The 18747-nt window shown below is 70.4% G+C and carries 19 protein-coding genes and 1 pseudogene; 10 read left to right on the top strand and 10 right to left on the bottom strand.

From position 1 onward, the window contains the following. Positions 1-183: 183 nt before the first annotated feature. The 4 genes from ramS to eno form a co-directional block, all read right to left on the bottom strand. Entirely contained in the window at positions 184-312 is a 129-nt protein-coding gene (ramS, locus tag ACZ4V1_RS33770) for a mycelium formation morphogenetic lantipeptide SapB (RefSeq protein WP_018849360.1), read from the bottom strand. A gap of 57 nt (positions 313-369) precedes the next feature. Continuing rightward, positions 370-2952 carry a class III lanthionine synthetase LanKC gene (gene lanKC, locus ACZ4V1_RS33765; protein ID WP_468344258.1) on the bottom strand — a complete coding sequence of 861 codons (2583 nt, stop codon included), beginning with the start codon at positions 2950-2952 and terminating at the stop codon, positions 370-372. A gap of 529 nt (positions 2953-3481) precedes the next feature. Next, positions 3482-4144 carry a histidine phosphatase family protein gene (locus ACZ4V1_RS33760; protein WP_468344255.1) on the bottom strand — a complete coding sequence of 221 codons (663 nt, stop codon included), beginning with the start codon at positions 4142-4144 and terminating at the stop codon, positions 3482-3484. A gap of 103 nt (positions 4145-4247) precedes the next feature. Then, the gene (eno, locus tag ACZ4V1_RS33755) at positions 4248-5555 is read right to left on the bottom strand and encodes a phosphopyruvate hydratase (RefSeq protein ID WP_468344253.1); all 1308 of its coding nucleotides are present in this window, start codon (positions 5553-5555) and stop codon (positions 4248-4250) included. Positions 5556-5755: 200 nt separating this feature from the next. On the opposite strand from eno, the gene ACZ4V1_RS33750 reads away from it, so the two are divergent. The 3 genes from ACZ4V1_RS33750 (at position 5756) to ACZ4V1_RS33740 (ending at position 8488) form a co-directional block, all read left to right on the top strand. Next, the gene (locus ACZ4V1_RS33750) at positions 5756-6178 is read left to right on the top strand and encodes a MarR family winged helix-turn-helix transcriptional regulator (RefSeq protein WP_468344250.1); all 423 of its coding nucleotides are present in this window, start codon (positions 5756-5758) and stop codon (positions 6176-6178) included. A gap of 386 nt (positions 6179-6564) precedes the next feature. Then, positions 6565-7872 carry a phytase gene (locus ACZ4V1_RS33745; protein ID WP_468344247.1) on the top strand — a complete coding sequence of 436 codons (1308 nt, stop codon included), beginning with the start codon at positions 6565-6567 and terminating at the stop codon, positions 7870-7872. An 82-nt stretch (positions 7873-7954) separates the two neighbouring features. Beyond that, positions 7955-8488: a GNAT family N-acetyltransferase gene (locus tag ACZ4V1_RS33740; RefSeq protein WP_468344244.1), complete on the top strand. Its 534-nt coding sequence runs from the start codon at positions 7955-7957 to the stop codon at positions 8486-8488. A gap of 196 nt (positions 8489-8684) precedes the next feature. Here ACZ4V1_RS33740 and ACZ4V1_RS33735 read toward each other — a convergent pair whose 3' ends face one another. After that, positions 8685-9134 carry a hypothetical protein gene (locus ACZ4V1_RS33735; RefSeq protein WP_468344241.1) on the bottom strand — a complete coding sequence of 150 codons (450 nt, stop codon included), beginning with the start codon at positions 9132-9134 and terminating at the stop codon, positions 8685-8687. Positions 9135-9162: 28 nt separating this feature from the next. On the opposite strand from ACZ4V1_RS33735, the gene ACZ4V1_RS33730 reads away from it, so the two are divergent. Continuing rightward, entirely contained in the window at positions 9163-9312 is a 150-nt protein-coding gene (locus ACZ4V1_RS33730; RefSeq protein WP_468344238.1) for an ASCH domain-containing protein, read from the top strand. Here ACZ4V1_RS33730 and ACZ4V1_RS33725 read toward each other — a convergent pair. After that, complete coding sequence (locus tag ACZ4V1_RS33725; protein WP_468344235.1) at positions 9293-9802, bottom strand: nuclear transport factor 2 family protein; 510 nt, start codon at positions 9800-9802, stop codon at positions 9293-9295. The two genes, ACZ4V1_RS33730 and ACZ4V1_RS33725, sit on opposite strands and share 20 nt — an antisense overlap. A 17-nt stretch (positions 9803-9819) precedes the next feature. After that, a pseudogene (locus ACZ4V1_RS33720) lies at positions 9820-10167 on the bottom strand (hypothetical protein); the annotation flags it as partial. 249 nt (positions 10168-10416) lie between these two features. On the opposite strand from ACZ4V1_RS33720, the gene ACZ4V1_RS33715 reads away from it, so the two are divergent. From ACZ4V1_RS33715 to ACZ4V1_RS33705, 3 genes are all read left to right on the top strand, one after another. Beyond that, the gene (locus ACZ4V1_RS33715; RefSeq protein WP_468344232.1) at positions 10417-11019 is read left to right on the top strand and encodes a GOLPH3/VPS74 family protein; all 603 of its coding nucleotides are present in this window, start codon (positions 10417-10419) and stop codon (positions 11017-11019) included. Positions 11020-11838: 819 nt separating this feature from the next. Further along, on the top strand, positions 11839-12066 hold the full coding sequence (locus ACZ4V1_RS33710) for a hypothetical protein (RefSeq protein WP_468344229.1): 228 nt from the start codon (positions 11839-11841) through the stop codon (positions 12064-12066). Positions 12067-12194: 128 nt separating this feature from the next. Then, positions 12195-12806, top strand: coding sequence for a DUF3558 family protein (locus ACZ4V1_RS33705; RefSeq protein WP_468344226.1), 612 nt, complete (start codon positions 12195-12197; stop codon positions 12804-12806). Positions 12807-13193: 387 nt separating this feature from the next. On the opposite strand, the gene ACZ4V1_RS33700 is transcribed toward ACZ4V1_RS33705, so the two are convergent. Further along, positions 13194-13814, bottom strand: coding sequence for a CGNR zinc finger domain-containing protein (locus tag ACZ4V1_RS33700; protein WP_468344223.1), 621 nt, complete (start codon positions 13812-13814; stop codon positions 13194-13196). Between the two features lie 146 nt (positions 13815-13960). Between ACZ4V1_RS33700 and ACZ4V1_RS33695 the strand changes: the two genes are divergently transcribed. Continuing rightward, positions 13961-14509, top strand: a complete 549-nt coding sequence (locus ACZ4V1_RS33695; protein ID WP_468344220.1) for a carboxymuconolactone decarboxylase family protein — start codon at positions 13961-13963, stop codon at positions 14507-14509. 117 nt (positions 14510-14626) lie between these two features. Continuing rightward, complete coding sequence (locus ACZ4V1_RS33690) at positions 14627-15607, top strand: pyridoxamine 5'-phosphate oxidase family protein (protein ID WP_468344217.1); 981 nt, start codon at positions 14627-14629, stop codon at positions 15605-15607. A gap of 84 nt (positions 15608-15691) precedes the next feature. Here the strand turns inward: ACZ4V1_RS33690 and ACZ4V1_RS33685 are convergent, their stop codons facing one another. Beyond that, entirely contained in the window at positions 15692-16000 is a 309-nt protein-coding gene (locus ACZ4V1_RS33685) for a hypothetical protein (RefSeq protein ID WP_468344215.1), read from the bottom strand. Positions 16001-16035: 35 nt separating this feature from the next. Next, positions 16036-16998 (bottom strand): helix-turn-helix transcriptional regulator, encoded by a 963-nt coding sequence (locus ACZ4V1_RS33680; protein ID WP_468344212.1) that lies wholly within the window; start codon positions 16996-16998, stop codon positions 16036-16038. Here ACZ4V1_RS33680 and ACZ4V1_RS33675 point away from each other — a divergent pair. Beyond that, positions 16997-18505, top strand: a complete 1509-nt coding sequence (locus ACZ4V1_RS33675) for an MFS transporter (RefSeq protein ID WP_468344209.1) — start codon at positions 16997-16999, stop codon at positions 18503-18505. The two genes, ACZ4V1_RS33680 and ACZ4V1_RS33675, sit on opposite strands and share 2 nt — an antisense overlap. Positions 18506-18747 lie beyond the last annotated feature (242 nt).

The following is an 18747-nucleotide window of genomic DNA, read 5'->3' as shown; positions in this document are numbered from 1 at the left end:
TGGGAAGCGCCTACCCAGGGACGGGATTCTTCCCCCCTGTTTTTCCTTCCCTCTTGTTTGGCCCCCCCCGGACTGTCGTGCCACGTTCCCTCCGCCCGGGCGGACGCCCCGGCCCCCGGTAGCGGAGAACGGCGCGCCGCGATCAGCGTGGCGGCCGATTCAGACGACGTCAGTCAGACGGCGTCAGTTGCACGTCGTCACGCTGAGGCTGCTGTCACCGCAGAGCAGCAGGCTCGCGCGGCTGCCGGTCTCCACGTCGCCCATGGCCTCTTCCTTCGGGGTCTCCAGCGACTGCAGCTCGAACAGGTTCATGACCTTTTCCTCTCATTGACAACGGATGTTCTCTTCACGGCCCCTGCCGGGACCGGCTCATGGGCGCCGCTGATCCCGCGGCGGTGGGAGGAACGGCAGACCGGTGGGCCGGCCGCCGTGGACGGAGGCGACGGCCAGCAGACACCCGGCCGTACCGGTGGACAGGTCCATGGACAGGCGCATCATCTGCTCGCCGGGGAAGGCGAGGTGACCGCGGTACGACATGGCGTGCCAGGTCAGTGCGTCGATCTGCCGCCGGACCGCGTCGACACCGGTGCCCGGCCCGGTGGCGGCCGTGCGGCCGAGGAAGAGCACCATGCCGGCGACACCCCGGTACAGTCCCGGCTGGGCGTAGAACATGGCCTGCGCCGCCCGTACGGTCTCGGCCCGCGCCTGTTCGAACCGTTCGTCGGCGCGGTGCGCCAGATAGTCGTCGAGCACCATGCCGATGCCCACGCTCCCGGCGCCCAGGTACGGCATGGTGCGCCAGCCCTCGTCCACCTGCAGGGCACCGCCCGCGCCGCGCACGCAGTGCGAGAGGTCCCTGCGCAGCGCGTCCCGCGCCAGGTCGAGCAGACCGGTGTCACCCGTGCGTTCGTACAGGCGCAGGAACAGCAGGGCGCTGCCCGTCGCGCCGTACAGCAGCCCGGCCCGGGGCCGGCGCTCGGACGCGTCGGCCTCCAGATCGCGGGCGCCGAGCTCGGCACACCGCATCGCCGCGTCGCGCAGGGCGGTGTCGCCGGTGGCGGCGGCGAGGCTGTCCAGGACCAGTCCCACCCCGGCCGTCCCGCTGTGGAGGTCCGTGGTGAGCCGGTCGAGCGGGTGCTCGACCAGGAACCGAGTGAGGTCCAGTGCCCGTGCCCGGTGACCCAGGCGGTCGAGGGTCCAAGCGGTACCGGCGATCCCGTCGTGAAAGCCGAGCGGCATCCCCGAGGGCGGTTCCTTCGTCCGGTCGAGCAGCCACTGCTCCTCGTTCTCGTCGCGCTCCGCCCCACTCTCGGCCAGGGCGTACAGCACCCCGGCCGCTCCGTAACCGAACGAGAGTCCACCGCCCGCGGTGGCGAACTGGGCGACATCGCCCGGGAAGAGGCGGTCATCGCGCGAGGGGGTGGCCGAAGCGCGGATGGCCGCCGTCATCGAGTCCCGGCTGCGCGGCCAGTCGCCCGGCGCGACCGGGACGAACCGCCGGTCGGATCGTCGCGTCGCCGGCTGCGCGGCGGGAGCGTCGGTGATCTCGTCGACCGCCGCGTCCAGGAAGGCGCGCGGCACGGGGAACTGTCCCGCGATCAGATCGGCGAGATGCTCCGCCTTGTGCCGGTCCAGGGCCAGCAGGCTGGTCAGCGGCAGAAAGAGGGCCAGGCGCAGGCAGGCCAGCGCATACCGGTCCACGGCGGTGCCCCGTCGTCCGGGAGGAGCCACGAACCCGGGGTGGGCGACCGTCTGCCGGCCCGGTTCGTCGACGCGGTGGGCGGCCTCGAAGTCCAGCAGGGCCACTCGTCCGTCGTCCCGGATCATGATGTTGAACAGATGCAGGTCGTTGAAGACCACACCTCGTGCGTGCACCGCGCTGACGGCCCGCTCCACCTGGTCGTGGACGTCGAGCGCCCACTCCGTGTACTCGGCCAGCCGCCGATCGTCCGGGTCGGCCTCGATGAGCGGATGGCGCCGGGCGAAGAAGGTGTTGAGGGGCTTGCCGTCCAGATACTCCAGAACCAGGAAGTGGTGCTCGCCCACGGCGAAGCGGTCCCGCACCTCGGGCGTGCAGGCCAGCCCCGACAGCCGTTCGAGGGCGCGGTGTTCACGGTCCAGCCGCGTCACCGCGTCGGCTCCGTCGGCCGCCAGACCGGCGTACGGACGGGCTTCCTTGAGGACGACGGCCTCACCGGTACGGCTGTCCCGGGCCCGGTAGACACCGCCGCCGTTCGAGAAGTGGATCGCCGACTCGACGGTGTACGGGATGTCGGCCATCGTGACCGTCGTCCGCGCGTCGACGTGTGGTTTCAGGAAGGCGGGCACACTCACCCAGTCGGGTACGCGGAACACCGGTCCGCGGACGTCGGGCACGAGCTCGCCGGCGGGATTCGCCACGGCCGGACGCAGTTCCCCCGCCTCGTCGTAGCAGTTGCGGCGGGTGAAGCTGCCGTAGCGCACATGCACCGGGCCGCCGCCGATCCTCAGGTCGCTCAGAATGTGCGGCCCGCGCTCGCCGTCCAGCAAGGCGGCCAGCTCGCCCACGACACGCTCGAACTGTGCTTCGTCCGCCGGGTACACCGTGATGAACTTCCCGCTGCCCGCACGGTCCGCGTACTTGGCGTTGCGCTGGTGCAACAGGTAGCGGCTCGGCACGAACTTGAACGCGATACCGCGGTCGAGGCAGTACTCCCGAGTCCGCGCCAGGACGGATTCGGCGTTGCTCAGGCAGGCGGACAGGTGGATCTTCCAGCCCTGCGGGGGCAGTACGGCGTCCACGGGGCGCAGTGCGAGCCAGTCGCCGCTCTCGCCGCGCTGCCATCCCGGCGGCACCGGCAGGTCGGCCACCGAGTACCGGGTGCCGGCGCTCCGCGTACCGGCGGTGGTGCGGTGCGGCGCGTCGTAGAAGTGCGGGTCTGCGTCGCAGTAAACGGCGTAGCCCTTGTTCACGCCTTCTCCCTCCACCGGTCGTCGGCCTGAGAAGACGCTGTCACGGGCCGCCGCGGCGGGGACAGTCGCAACTGTCACCACTCCGGTGTGCGGAACGCACGGGTAACTTCGCCGACCGGTGGATCCGGTGTCCGCCGGACCTCGATGCCGGCATCATCCCGCCGCAGGACGGCTCCCCGGTCACCGTCCCGTCCTCTTCTTCCCTGCCGCCACACCACACGTGCCCTCAGTCGCCCGGGCACCAGTGGTGGCGCACCCTGCTCGATCACCACGCCGTCGGCGGCAGCACGCCGGCCTACGACGACGAGGAAGGCTGAGAGAGCGGCGGCCGTCAACCATGTGGCACGTCGCGAAGTCGGGTGAGGACTCGGCGCCACTTCGAGCCGTTCCCGGCTTGGCGAGGCCGGACAGCCGGAGACCGCTCGATCCAGGGCGTCGACGGCAGGCAACAGAAGGCCTGCGGGCAACCCGGCAGGGCTCCTGCTGGGCTGCGGTGCGCACGCGATCGTGTGAAGGAGGAGGCGGCCCCTCAGGGGCGGGGTGCCGCCTCGCCGGCCGGGCCGCTGTCCTCGGGGAAGTTTCCTTCCGGACCGAGTGGGCTGCCCTCCCACATGAGCACCTGCCAGCCCCGGTCGGGCGAGCCGGTGAGCACGACGACGCCGGTGTTGCCCAACGGGTGGCTGGAGGCGTATGACACATCGAGGTTGTCCGCCCTGGCGGCCACCCAGGTACGGATCATCGCGCCGTGGCTGACCATGGCCACCGTCTCCGCTCCCGTCCCCGCCGCCTCGGCGACGACCGCGTCGAAGCGGCCCAAGGCCTCCACGCCGTTCTCACCGCCGGGCATCCGACGGCCGGTGTCACCAGCCGACCAGGCGAACGCGGTGGACAGGTAGGCGGCGGCAGCGTCGTCGTCGCCGCGCATCTCCAGGTCTCCGGCAGCCAGTTCCCTGAGCCCGTCCCGAACCCGGACGTCCAGTCCCGTCGCGGCTGCCAGCGGCGCGGCGGTCAGTTGAGTGCGCACCAGCGTCGAGGCGAACAGCGCGTCGATCTGCTCCGCCGCCAGAGCCTGCGGCAGCGCGGCGGCCTGCTCCTGCCCCAGAGGCGTCAGTCCCGGCCCCGGCGCGTCGGTGTCCAGCAGGTGCTTGAGGTTGGACGGGGTCTGACCATGACGGACGAGCAGCAGACGCATACGGGGCTACCTCCACAGGGCGGAACACTCCCTCCACTGTGCCACCGCCGCGCTCTGCCCGAGCCCGCGGGGGAGGCCCGGTCACGGCAGCGACGACCGCTGGTCACGTCCTACGCAGTGCGGAGCGGCCCGCGAACCGCGCCGAGTCACCCAGTTCCTCTTCGATCCGGATGAGCTGGTTGTACTTCGCCGTGCGGTCGGAGCGGGAGAGCGACCCCGTCTTGATCTGCCCGCAACCGGTCGCCACCGCGAGATCCGCGATGGTGGTGTCCTCCGTCTCGCCCGAGCGGTGCGACATGACAGCCGTCCAGCCCGCCTGGTGGGCCGTGGCCACCGTGGCCAGTGCCTCGGTCAGGGTGCCGATCTGATTGACCTTGACCAGGACCGAGTTGCCGACACCGGTGCGGATGCCCTCGCGCAGCAGCGTCTCGTTGGTGCAGAACACGTCGTCGCCGGTGAGCTGACAACGGTCGCCGACGCGGGCGGTCAGCTCGCGCCAGCCGTCCAGGTCGTTCTCCGCCATCGGGTCCTCGATGGAGACGACCGGGTAGGCGTCGACGAGCTTGGTGAGGTAATCGGCCTGTTCGGAGGGGGTGCGGCGCACTCCCTCGCCCGCGTAGTCGTACCCGCCGTGGCGGAAGAACTCCGACGACGCCGGGTCCATGACCAGGCCGATGTCCGTGCCGGGGCGGTAGCCCGTACGCTCGATGGCGGTCATCACGAAGTCGAGCGCCTCCTCGGCAGTACGCAGCGCGGGCGCGAAACCACCCTCGTCGCCGACGCCGGTGGAGTGCCCGGCGTCCAGCAGGTCGCGGCGCAGGGTGTGGAAGACCTCGCTGCCCATGCGGACGGCTTCGGCGAAGGTGTCCGCGCCCACGGGCGCGATCATGAACTCCTGGAAGTCCAGCGGATTGTCGGCGTGGACGCCGCCGTTGACGATGTTCATCATCGGCAGCGGCAGAAGGTGGACGTCGGCACCGCCGAGGTAGCGGTAGAGGGGCTGGCGGTGGGCCGCCGCGGCGGCCTTGGCGGCAGCGAGCGAGACGCCGAGGATCGCGTTGGCGCCGAGCCGGGACTTCGTGACGGTGCCGTCGAGGGCGACCAGCGCAGCGTCGAGACCCGCTTGGTCCGCCGCGTCCCGGCCGTGCACGGACGCCGCGATCTCCCCGTTGACGTGAGCCACCGCGCGGTCGACGCCCTTGCCGTGCCAGCGCGTGGAATCGGTGTCGCGCAGTTCCACGGCCTCCCGGGCACCGGTGGAGGCGCCAGAGGGGACAGCCGCGCGCCCCAGGGACCCGTCCGTGAGGACGACGTCGACCTCGACCGTTGGGTTACCGCGGCTGTCGATGATCCGGCGGGCGGTGACTGTCTCGATGGCTGCGTTGACGGTTCCGACTGCTGCTGAGGACATGGGAGTTCCTTCCCGTCGTCGTGTGCCGTGGCCCGGCTGCGGCAACGGTGGCGCTGAGCCCGACGGCCCAGACTCTACAGCAATGCTGCTCAGTTCTGCTGCTCAGTTACACTGTGCAGGTTTGCTGTGCACCTTTGCTGTGCAGGTTTGCTGCTCAGCACAGGTGAACAGCTTTGCTGGTCAAGGGGGTAAAATGCCCTATGCCCACCCCGGAAGCCGCTGCCATCGCCGCCGAACTGCGCACCGCGATGAGCAAGCTCACCCGACGCGTCAAACACGAGGACCACATCCCCCTGGGTCAGGTCGCCGTGCTCGGCACACTCGACCGCGACGGCGCCATGACCACCAGCGACCTCGCCGCCGACCAGCGCGTACGCCCCCAGTCGATGGCCCGGGCGGTGGGGCTTCTCATGGAACAGAACCTGATCACGCGCCGGGCGCACCCCACGGACGGCCGCAAGTCGCTGGTCGAGCTGTCGGACGCGGGCCGGGCCGCGCTGGAAGCGGAGCGCGGCCGCAGGGTCGGCTGGCTCGCGCAAGCCATCGAAGACGAACTCACGGAAGAGGAGCGGGAGTTGCTGGCACGCAGCGCCGCCCTGCTGGAGCGGCTCGCCACCCGTTAGCGCGGTGCCGGTCAGCGTCCGCCGCCCTGTGGCCCAGGCGGGGGAGCGCTTCTTGTAGGAGCAAGGAGCAAGGAGCAAGGAGCGTAGGCGGGGCCGGTCGTGACATGCGCATCGGACTCGCCCCGCAGGGCGTGCCCGTGGTCGCTGGTGCCGTGGTCGCTGGGCCGTATTCGCCGTCCCGGCGGCCGTCCATGCCGTCGCCTCACGTCCGAGGACAGCCCGACGGGGACGAAGCCGTTGCAAACCCAGGCAGGCGCGCACGACCCGCTACGGCGAGTGTTGTTCATCTCCAGGTCGGTCCTTCGTTCTGTTACTCCTCGGCAACTCTTCACAGGACCACGTGAGGGTGAGTCCATCATGTTCGCGACATGAAAGGACCACACTTCATGGCTCAGTCCGTCCGAGGCCGTACCGCCGTCGGCCGCTTCACGCTGTTCACGGCTCTCGTCGCCCTCGCCATGGTCATACCGCACGCGGCCGTGGCGACCGGCGACCTGCCCGGCGTGAAGCCGATCGCGGAGACTCCTCCCGAGTACGACGACGAGGCCGGTGGCAACGCGGACGCCGACGACCCGGCGATCTGGCGCAACCCGGCTGCCCCGGACCGGAGCCTGGTGGTCGCCACCGCCAAGGAGGGCGGTCTGCGCGTCTACGATCTGCACGCCCGCGAGGTGCAATCCGTGGCCGCGCCTGAAGCACCTGGACCGGACGATGCTCCCGGCCGCTTCAACAACGTCGACCTCGTGCACGGTATGAGGATCGGCTCAGCCGAGGTCGACCTCGCCGTCACCAGCGACCGTGGCAGTGACCGGTTGCGGATCTACCGCATCGACGGCGGCAACGCGGACACCCCGCTCACCGACGTCACCGCCCCCTCAGCGCCGACGATCTACTCTTCCTCCCAGCAGGAGATCAACGAACAGCGGACCGCCTACGGACTCGCCACCTGGACCGAGCCGTCCAGCGGCCGCTCGTACGCGGTGGTCAGCCGGCGGGAGCGCACCGCGCTCAGCCTGCTCGAATTGACGGGGAACGCCGACGGCACGGTCTCCTACCGCAAGGTTCGCACCATCCAGTTGCCCTCCACGTTCAGGCTGCCGAACGGCAAGACCTGGGCGCCGTGCGGAGAGCCGGACGAACTGCCCCAGGTCGAGGGCATGGTCGTCGATCCGGAGAACGGCACGCTCTACGCGGGGCAGGAGGACGTCGGCATCTGGCGACTGGACGCCGACCTCCGCGGAACCCCGAAACTCATCGACAAGGTCCGCGAGTACGGAGTGCCCGGCACCTACGACGAGGAGACCGAGGAGTGCACCCCGGGCGAGGACCCCGGCTATGGCGGCAGGCGCCTGTCGGCTGATGTCGAGGGACTCACCCTGCTCAACCAGAAAGACGGTGACGGCTACCTGCTCGCCTCCAGCCAGGGCGACAACAGCTTCGCGGCATACGACCGCGAACTGGACGACGACAACGAGTACGAAGGTGGCTTCCGGGTGATCGGCGCCTCCGAAAGCCTCGACGGTGCTGAGGAGAGCGACGGCGCCGCCGTCCTCAACGAGCCACTCGGGAGGAAGTACCCGAAGGGCCTGCTCGTCGTCCAGGACGGTGACGAAAAGCCGGGCCAGACGGACCGGGAGGCCACGAACTTCAAGTTCGTCGACTTGCGGCCCGTGCTCGACGCCCTCGACGACTGACACGGTCTGCTGTCGACCCACTGACCGCCTGGATGCGCAGCCGCCGTTCGCGTTCCCGCCGCCGCGGCGGCAGGATGGCACCATGACCGAGATCCGAACCCCTCGTCTTCTCCTGCGCCGATGGCTGGCCGATGACCTTGTCCCCCTGTCCGAGATCCATGCGGATCCGGCGGTGTTGCAGGGTATCGGCGACGGCAGGCCGCGCTCTCTGGAGCAGACCGCCGAGGACATCGAGGCGTGGGAGGAGGAGTGGGACGAGGAGGGGTTCGGGATGTTCGCGGTCGAGTTCCTGGGCTCCGGTGAGTTGGCGGGAGCCGTGGGCCTCTCCGTCGCCGACGGGCCGGCCGAGGTGGCCGGTCAGGTGGCGATCAGCTGGCGGCTCGGGCGGGTGTTCTGGGGGCAGGGCTACGCCTCCGAAGCGGCACACGCCACACTGGAGTTCGCCCTGCAGGATCGTGGCCTCGATCGCGTGGTCGCCGTATGCCGTACGGGCGACGGCGCCTCGGTGAACGTAATCGACAAGCTCGGCATGCAGGCGGAGGGCACCGTACAGGACCCGGTTCACGGCTATGACCTTGCGGTGTTCGGCATCGACCTGACGCAGTACCAGGAGTAGCACCCGGCTTGTGGCGAGGGCGCAACGCCCCAAGCCGGCTGATCCATCGGCGAGGACACCGACGACCGACGAAGTCGCGCGACCTCACTCATGGCAACGGCGACACTGGCGGCGGCACGTGTCCGGCTGCCGCGAGGCGCCTTCTGGCACGATCGAGGTGTAAGAGCCCCGCCGCTACCCGCCCGGGAGGGAGTGGTCAGAGGTCCGCGCAGATACCGCGGGCTGTGGCCAGCTCCCTCTCTACCCCGGCGTCGACCTCGAAGACCTGGCGGTGGCGGTTGTGCGCCCGGGTGACGGCCTTCGCGAGCGGCTCGTACGACGAGTCGCCCGCGGCGGCGGCAGCGGCCAGGTCGTACGCGCCCGCGAAGCGGTACAGCGCCTGCTCTCCCGCCTTCCCCTTCGCCGAGAGCTTCGACTCGTCCATGCCTGCCAGCGCGTCGCACGCGCCTCGGGCGTCCGCCCTGGCATTGCCGCCCGCGTCCGATGGGTCACCGGTCAGAGCCCAGGCCACCCCCACGCCTCCGCCGCCCACGAGCAGCCCGACCAGAAGACCGGCCACCAGCGTGCCCCGGTTACGGGCCGGAGTGGTGGGCGGTGCGGACACGGGCGGCGATACGGGGGCCTGGTCAGGCTGCTGGGCTTGCATGCACACGACCATAGTGGGCTGATGGTTCGTGTGCGTCGAGCCGGCCACCTTCCACGGTGTCACGTGGGAACACGCCGCCGCCGAAGGAGAGGGCGACCGATCGCTGGACGAGTGGCGGACCGGACACAGGTTCTTCTGGACCATCGCAGCAGCCCTGGTCATCCGGCTCCGCACGTGATCGCGGAACTCTGGGCAGTGGGTGCTGGGGCCAACTCGTCCGGCAGCCGCGGAGGAGAGCCCTGGGTCCACGCCACCCGCAGCGTCGAGGCGGAGATCCGCCAGCCGTCAGCCGTCCTGACCAGTTCGGCGTCGGCATGGCCGGCGGAGATGAAGACACTGCCTGAGCCATCCGCCAGGACGTGGGTGCTCAGCTGGGCGCCACGGACAGTGGCCCGGGCACCGGCGATCTCGATGACGGTGTTGGTGCCCAGATGCACGGTCCGGTCGAACAGCGCCATTCCTCGCCGGATACGGGCCAGCAGGGCGTCGCGGCCATGGACGGTGCCAATGGGCATCTCCGCGGTGACGTCTTCGGTGTGGAACGCGCGAGCCCATTCCTCGTCGAAAACCCCGTCGTCCAGGGAACGCAGGTAGCGGTCCATCAGATCGGTGATCTCAGCGCGGTCGGTCAGGGCCTGCAACTGTCGCTGCATCTCGTTGGTGTCCATGGCGGCAGACTCCTCCCTCAAGCGCACTTGAGGTCAACACGTCTGCCCCGAGCCCAATCGACCGACCCGTCACGGTCACGGCTGGCTGTCGTTGCGTCCGCAGTCACTCGAGTTCGAGCGTGATCGCCCGGACAGTCCCCGGCAGGTCCCGCAGGGCCGATGAGACCGGTGCGACGGGGGGTGAGCAGGGCCGGGGCGCTGGCCAGCGGCTGTGGCAGCCAGCGCACACGGGCGTGTGTCCCGGTGGTGAGCCGTACGTTCGTAGGTGGCCGCGTCTGTGGTGGGTGCACGCAGGGCGGCGTGGCAGCGGCCGTCGTGACCTCCAGTACGGCCCGGTCCCCGGTGGTGACGTCGATGGCGAGCCGGTCGCCGCCGAGCGGGGTGCTGTCTCCTCACCGCCGACTTTCTGACCGCGAGCGCAGGGCGGGATGGCGGGTGGATGGCCCCCGTGGCCGTGTGTGAGGGGTCGGCCGCGCGTGTGTTCGCTCTCGATACCTCGGCCGGCCGCCCGGACGAAGGGTGATACTGATCGTGACGTTCGAGCCGGCCCCGGATGAGGGGGGCAGGGTCGGTAGGGACGCACCTCTGTCGATGTCTCCGAGGGGAGCCGTTTCATGACCACGGCGAAGGACCTGTTCATCATCGCCATGGACTCGGGGCCGGAGCGTGCCGTGGGACAGGGGGACCTGTCGCTGGCACTCGCGGGGGCCGAGCTGATCGATCTCATCGGTGCGGGGGCCGCGACCGTGGATGGCGACCGCATCGTGCCGAGCGGCCCGCCGGCGCCGGACGATCGGGCCCTCGACGAGGCTGCGGCACGGCTTACCCGGCAGCCGCCCTACGAGCGGATTGAGGACTGGTTGTGGCGCCGGGGCCGTGACCTCGCGGACAGGTACCAGGTCGTACTCGAGGAGAGCGGCGAGCTGGTCCGGAGGCGCCGGGGCCGCTTGCCCTTCGGTTCGGAACGCCTGGAACCGGTCGATACGCCCGGCCACCGCCGGGCGGCCGACCGCTGGGAAAGGAAGGAGCCGGTCCTGACGGCTCTCGCCTCGGTCGTGGGCATCGACGGCGGCAGCACCGGCGAACCCGGCCTCACCGACGAGGCGGTGACGACGGTCGTGGCCGCCGTGCACGACGCGGTGATGGAGCTCGAGGCCGTACGCCAGAGGCGGACCATCGAGAACGCGGCCTTCGCCAACCTCTGGCGTGGCCCGTGAGCCAGGTCCGCAGTCGCTGCCGACGGCGACGTGAGCCATCGCCGACCGCGCGGGCGGCCAGAGGACTTCGACGGGCTTCACCCCACGGCCCGGCCGGATATGCCGCGGGTGGCCGGCTCCCTCGTCACCTACGAGGTTCCGCCCCCCCGCCTGGAGTATTCAAGTCGCGTCACGCCAGGCCATCTTCACAGTGGTCGGCGTGCCAGCCGCGTAGGCCGCGTCGACGTGGCCTGCGCGAGCTGGCGGGATGAGCGCAGGGCAGGACGAGCACTGGGCTCGCGGCCTGCGGCGTGGTCGGGCTTCCTCGGCCCTCGATCGGCTTGCTGAAGGTGGCCGGCCCGTTGTTCAGCCCTGTGGACCGGGTGGCTGAACAACTCGTCTGGCGCTTGAGTCATGGCTGCAACTGCTCCGGCCGCTGAGCGTGTCGCGTCTCAGCCCTGCGGCCAACGAGACGGGGAGATCAATGACCACGCGCCGGTACGCCATCACCTTGTCCGCCGTCGTCACGACAATCCTGACGCTGTCCGCCTGCGGGGACGGGGGCGGGGGCGGAAAGGCGGACGACAACCGGGAACCGTCTCGGGCGTCGTCCTCCGGCACCTCACCAGGCTCGGCCTCGTCAGCCTCATCGGCCTCGTCAGCCTCGGAGTCGCCGTCCGGAGCCGGTCCTTCCGACGATCCTGCACGCCCTTCCGAGATGATGCCGTTCTACAAGACCGTGTTTGGCCTGAGCGGCTTGCCGGCGTGCAACGGTGTCCCCCCTGGGACGACTCCGGGTGCGGGGAGGATCTCACCGCGGCCGAGGAGATCGCGAACGCCATGTCCCGGCGCATCGAGCAGGACTTCCCCGGCGAGTACGCCGATGCGAAGAAGTCCGCCGGCCAGGTGGCACGGACGGTGCGTACCCTCCGGAAGCTCGGCTGCTACCGGATGAGCCCCGAGCCCCCCAAGACCGACCCAGCCAAGCTGCGGGAGCTGTGCCCCTCGCTCGGCAGCGTCGCGTCCCTGTCGTGGTTCGGCTTCACGAGCAACGTGAGCGCCCCCTGACGCCGCGGGCCATCGGACGGAGATACATACGTCCCCCAGAGCAACGATCACGCCGTGTCTGTCCTCGGGGCTCGGCTCCGCCTCCGCTGGCGTCGAGCCGGCCACGTCTGTCTGAAGGGTAGGCACTCATGTCGCGACCAGATCCCGGGCAGCGTTCCACGAGCAGGCTCTCCCGAGAAGCGGCCGGGCTGGTGTTCGTCGCTGCCCTCGGCCTGCTCGGTGCCGGGTGCTCGAGCGGGCAGGCCGAGCCAAGGCCCTCGTCTACGCCGCCCTCGTCTACGCCGTCCTCGTCTACCCTGCCCTCGTCCGCGCCGGCCACCTCCGCCGTACCACAACCGAGTAAGTACACCCAGGCGCAACTGGCGTCGCGGCCGTGCCTGGCACTCGACGCGCGAGACCTCGCCGCCCTCGGAATCGGCGGCAGGGGGAAACAGGAATCCGGCAAGCACGGGCCCAAGTGCGTGTGGAACCTGGCAGGCCAGAACGTCAGCCTCGCACTGGATCTGCCCCTGTCATACGCGCGGACCATGACGAAGAACGGGCGCGTCTCCCAGGTGCCGGTGGGGCAGCACAAGGCCATTCAGGCCGAATTTCAACGGATCTGCTTCATCTTCGTCGCGGTGCGCGATGTCGATCGCCTGGTCGGCACCACGACCATTCCGGAACCTGGAGCGTCACAGGACGGAACGTGTCCCGCGGGGGCGTCGGTCGCGGCCGCGGCCTTGACCCATCTCCGATGAAACCCCGCGGGACACGGCATTGGATGGGCCGATGGACTTTCGGCCGCCGGGGCACGTTCGCCGGGTCGGCTGCCGTAAGCCGTCGGCCGAGCCGACGGGGCGCGGCCCGGTGACACGGGCCCGTCGCGGGGAAGCCGGAAGCACGCGGGCCCCGCGCACCGCTACCGAGTGCTCCGATTCCGATGGACAGCGCGGTTGGCGTACCGCCCTCGAGCTGAGCATCGTCTTCATCGCGCGCTGCCCGACATCGGCTCCGCCTCGGAGTGCCGCGAGGACGAACGCCCCCTGTGCTTCGAATGGCGACCGAGCGGCTCGGTTGGCGCGAGGGGCGGGCCAGCCCCGTGTCTGGAGTGGAGGACACCCGGTTCTGACTGGGGTGGGCGCCTGTCAGGTGTCGGTGCGCCGGTGGCGCCGGTAGTGGCGAGCGGAGCGGGCTCGGTTGCCGCAGGCCGCGGAGCACCATTCCCTGCGAGGGTGGTCCTTGAGGAAGTACAGGACGCATCCCGGGGCCAGGCAGGCGCGCAGCCGACGCCGGGCGTCCTGGCTGAAGAGGTCGATCGCTTCCTCGGCGATGACGGAGGCGGCGGCGCACGCCACCTGGCCGCTGGTGCGGGTGTGGCGTGAGGGCGCCTGGCCGGGCGTCCAGGACAGCGCCGACCAGTGGGGAGTGCTGCCGGCGGTCTGGTTGAGCACGGTGACGGCTGCCTGCAGATCGCGGGTACAGGACGCGGCTGCGGGGCGCGGGTCTTGGACGGCCTCGGCGGCCAGTCGGCGCAGAGCGTCACGCAGGCTGATCAGCCGGCCGCCGAGGCGGTCGAGTTCATCGGCGGTGAGGACGCCGAGGTCGTCCGGCGTCATCGAGTCGACGCGGGGGGAGACCGCGTGCAGCCAGGACCTCACGCCGTCCGGGTCACGCAGTGCGTCGTGCACGCCGTCCCGGTCGGCCCAGATCGTGTTCATCAACTCCACCGGGAGCGGCTCGTCCAGCAGCGGGGCGTTCGTGGTCATGCCATCGAGGCTATCGCAGTTCTAACGGTTGCAGTCTCTCCATCCGTTGACATGAGAGCGGGTGCGTGTCATGGTTCTTCTAATGGTTGGAGGCGCACCTAAGCGTCAGAATCATCAGAATCAAGAAATGAAGGAGTGTTCCTTTGATGACCGGTTTCGCCCCCGTCGAGCCCGCCAACGCCACCGGCAAGGCCGCCGAGCTGCTCGCCGACGTGCACAAGGCCCTCGGCCTGACGCCGAACATGACCAAGGTGATGGCCAACAGCCCCGCACTGCTCACGGGCTACCTGGCCCTGTCCGGTGCGCTGGCCGGCGGCGAGCTGACCGCCCCGGTCCGTGAGCGTCTCGCGCTGGCCACCGCCGAGTACAACGGCTGTGAGTACTGCCTGTCGGCCCACACCTACATCGGTGCGAACATCGCCAAGATCGACGCCGACGAGCTGGAGGCGGCCCGGGACGCCAAGGCCTCCGACCCGCACACCCAGGCACTGCTGACCCTGTCCGACGCCATCGCCCGCGGCCACGGCCAGGTCGACGACGCCGCTGTGCAGGCCGCGCGTGACGCCGGCGCCACCGACGCCGAGATCGGCGAGGTCGTCGGCCACCTGGCCCTGAACGTCCTGACCAACTACTTCAACATCCTCGCCAAGGTCGACAACGACTGGCCGGTGGTCACCCCGCGCACCGCGGCCTGACCCGCGCCCGCCCCGCCGCCCCGCCGGCCCGCCCCCGTCTCCCGGCCGGGGCCGGGCCGACGGCCACCCACTCGCCCGCCCTTCGGCGCTCCACGGAAGCACCTGAGAGGAAGAACGATGACCGACCTGGTACCCACCACCACCGCGGGGTTCCACGAGGGTGAGCTGGCCGTGCAGCGTCGTGCGGGCGTGGCCGGGGACGCGGCCCGGCTCTCCGGCATGCTGGCCCCCGCCCAGCTGCGCGGCGGCGTGCTGCGGTTCCTGGCGGAGAGGACCTTCGCGGCGATCACCGCCCGCGACGCGACCGGCGTACGGTGGATCTCCCCGCTCACCGGTCCGCCCGGGTTTCTCCACGTCACCTCGCCGGCGGTCCTCGATGTGCGAACGCTGCCCGCCGAGGGCGACCCGCTTCACCAACTGCCGACGGACCAGCCGGTGGGGCTGATCGTGGTCGAGTTCGCCGCCCGTCGGCGCCTGCGGATCAACGGCACTCTGTCCCGCACCGAGAGTGGCGGGCTGCGCATCGACGTGGAGCAGGCGTACGGCAACTGCCCGCAGTACATCCAGCGCCGCCACCTCGAACCCGCACCCGTCATGCCCTACGGCGCGGAGCCGGTGCGGCACGGCATCACCCTCACGCGGGACGACGTCGATCTGATCCGCCGGTCCGACACCTTCCTGATCGGCACGACCCATCCCGCCCGTGGCGACGACGCCTCGCACCGCGGTGGGCCACCCGGATTCGTCCGCGCCGAGGAGGGAGGACTGTGGTGGCCCGACTATGGGGGCAACAACATGTTCAACACACTCGGCAACATCGAGGCCGACCCCGCGGCCGCCCTGCTCTTCTCCGACTTCACCACCGGCCGTACCCTGCACCTGTCCGGCCGGGCCGCCCTGGAATGGACCCGGCCGGGCAGCCCCGGCGACGACGACCGCACCGGCCGCCGCGTCCACTTCGTCCCCCAGCGGCTGGTGGCCGGCCGGCTGCTGCCGCTGCGAGCCGACACTGTCACCGCCGCCCCCGACAACCCGCTGCTGACCGACCGGCCACCCGCAGGGCAGGGAACCAACGAGGCTACTGCGCTGACGAGTTGAGAGGGCGAACACCCTTCTCGACGGCGCAGGAGCCTTGTGCGTTGCGGGACGCCGGCCCGTTGTGACTGAGCGCCTCAGTTGGCCTCACGGCGCATTCGACGGAGGTAGGTCGCGCTGTTTGGATCCCTCGATGCAGCCCTGCGTCACCGCCGTGGTGACCTTGTCCTTGAAGCCTGTTGATGGCGTCATCCGGTCCCTGCACCAGCGAGAGACGTCGTCCGCCATGCCGGATCCCGGGTCGTCTCCCTGTTGGGCGAGAGCGGCGGCGAAGTCGTGGCCGCGCTTGTACTGGGCGTCCGCAATCGAGCCGGGCTCGTACGGATTCCCGTAGATGATGGCGGGCGACGGTTCGGAGGCGCCGCCTCGACTGATGAACGGGGCGATCAGCAGCACAGTAGGCTCAGCGGCCACCCTGAAAGAGCTCAGCGCTACACCCGCGTAGTCGCGACAGCGTGGTCCGCCATCTGGGCCAGACGCAGGGAGGTGGACTCATCGGCCGGCGTCATCACGGTCATCCGGTGTCCCGTCTCCGAAACACTGGTGGAGACGAAGTTCAGCCGGAGCCGCCCGACAAGAGGGCTGTCGAGGCGTTTTGTCTCGTACTGCTGGGGCAGTACGTCGTGACGAGCCCACAGTCGGGCGAAATCCTCCGACCTTTCCCGCAGGTCGTCAACGATTTCGGCAGCGGCAGGGGCCCCGATGTCGGCGCCGACCTCGGCGCGCAATCTCGCGACCATCCGGGCGGCGACCAGGTCGGCGTCGACGTAGCGGCCGCGCCAGTCGGGGTCGGTGAAGAACTGCACCGCGCAGTTGCGTTCACCTGGTGGGATGAGGTCCATGTCGGTGAACAGGAACCGGTAGGCACGGTTGTATGCCACCACGTCGAACAGAGGGGTTTGCAGGCACGCGGGGAACGGGTCGAGCTTGTCCAGGACAGGCTGAAACGCCGCGACGAGCCCCGGGTCGCATCCGGAAGGCTCGGCTTTCGGCGTACTCGATCCGGCGAGCTGGTGCAGGTGCCGCGTCTCGGTGTCATCCAGTCGCAGGGCTCGGGCGACCGCCTGCAGGACATGCGAGCTGACATTGATGGGCCGGCCTTGTTCCAGCCAGGTGTACCAGGTGACGCCGACCCCCGCGAGGACGGCGACCTCTTCGCGCCGCAGTCCGGGCGTCCGCCGTCGACCTGTGGACGGGAGACCTACCTGCTGCGGCGTCACCCGTTCGCGCCGACTGCGGAGGAAGTCACCGACCTCGCGCCGGATCGCGGCGGGCCCGGCCTCTGTCATGTCTTCACCCTCCCGTACGGAGAACCCCGGTATCCGGGTGGTGGCAGTACCCCCATGAATGGACTCCTGGTTCCAGGATAAGCGGCGCTTGATGATCGACGGCATGACCACTTCTTCCGCCCCGAAGGGCAGTCCTCTTTCCCTCACCGGCGAATCTGGCAGAGAGGACGACCGCGCCGCGCCGCCGCCCGCACCGGGGCTGCCCGAGCCTCCGACTCCGGGGCTGGGGACGGGCCGGCTCCTGACGACACTGTCGGCGTTGCTGCTGTCGGTGGTCAGTTTCGCGGCGGCGGGTATCGCCGTGCCCGACATCGGTGCGTCTCTGGGGGCCACGGCTGCCGAGCAGTCGTTGGTGGTGTCGGTGTATGCCTTGGGGTTCGCCGTTCCGATGGTTCTCGGAGGCAGGCTCGGGGATCTGTACGGGCGACGCCGACTCTTCCTGCTCGGCATGGCCGGGTTCACCCTGTTCTCCCTGGTCGCAACCCTGGCCCCGAGCATCACCGTGCTGATCGCCGCGCGGGCTCTGACCGGGATCTCCGCGTCGGCCATGGTTCCCCAGGTGCTGGCGACGATCACGGCTTCCACCCAGGGGCCCGAACGTGCCCGGGCCGTCGCGCTGTTCGGTGCGACCGCGGGCGGGGCCACGGCGATCGGTCAGGTCCTGGGCGGCGTGCTGCTGTCCGTCCCCCTGCTCGGTGCTCCCTGGCGAATGATCTTCGCCATGAGCGTGCTCATGGGCGTGATCGCGTTCGGCGCCGCGCTGCGCTGGCTGCCCGATACCAGTGCGCCCGGCCACCGGTCGCTCGACCTGATCGGGACGACACTGCTCGGACTCGCCCTGCTGGCACTCATGATTCCGATCTCCCAGGGCGGCGCGCTGGGCTGGCCGGTCTGGTGCTGGGCGCTGCTGGGGGCGACGCCCGTACTCTTCGCTGCGTTCTGGCGGTGGCAGGTCCGGCTGCACCGCAGTGACCGCGTTCCGCTCGTTCCGCCGCCCCTGTTTCGACTCGGCTCCTACCGGATCGGACTGGTGATGGCCTTGATGCTCCAGTCCGCGTTCGGCGGGTTCACGTTCCTCTACGCGATCTCCACGCAGACCGGGCTCGGATGGTCTCCCATGCACGCGGCCCTCGTACTGTTGCCGTTCTCCCTGTGCTTCCTCACGGTGTCGATCTGGTCGGGGAAGCTCGCGCCCCGTTTCGGGTTCCGCAGGCTCCTCGCCATCGGCGGCCTCACCCAAGCCGCACTCCTGAGCAGCACAGCCGCCTCCGTGTTCCTCCAGGGTGCCGGCCTGAACTCGTGGACGTTCGCCGCCCTCCTCGTCGGAGTCGGTGTCGGTCAGGCACTCATGTTCGGGCCGCTCGTCGGAGCGATGATCGCCGAGGTTCCTCCAGCCTCCGCGGGAGCAGCGTCCGGCGTGCTGCAGACCACCCAGCAAGCGGCCATGGGCCTCGGCGTCGCCGTTGCCGGAGGTCTGCTCGCCGCGGCCCTGACCGGTTCCACAGCCCCGACGGGTCAGGCCTACACGAGCGCGCTGGCGATCTGCATGCTCGTCCAGGCGGCATTCGCCATCGTGTTCGCCCTGTGCGCGCTCGCCCTGCCCCGGCGCTGACAGTGCCGGACCGGGCGGGCTCGGGTCGTGTCCGATAGCGGTCGCCGGTCGCCGGTCGCCGGTCGCCGGTCGGCGGTCGCCGGTCGCCGGTCGGCGGTCGCCGGTCGCCGGTCGGCGGTCGCCGGTCGCCGGTCGGCGGTCGCCGGTCGGCGGTCGCCGGTCGCCGGTCGTCGGCGGTGTGCGCTGATTCGGCGTGGCGTGGCTGCGTGGCGACGGCCGAAGGCAGGGTGCCCAGCACGAGG

It is taken from the genome of Streptomyces sp. NPDC028991 (assembly GCF_055564775.1).
Note: the sequence above shows the minus strand (reverse complement) of the source record. Positions and strands in the feature narration are given on the sequence as shown.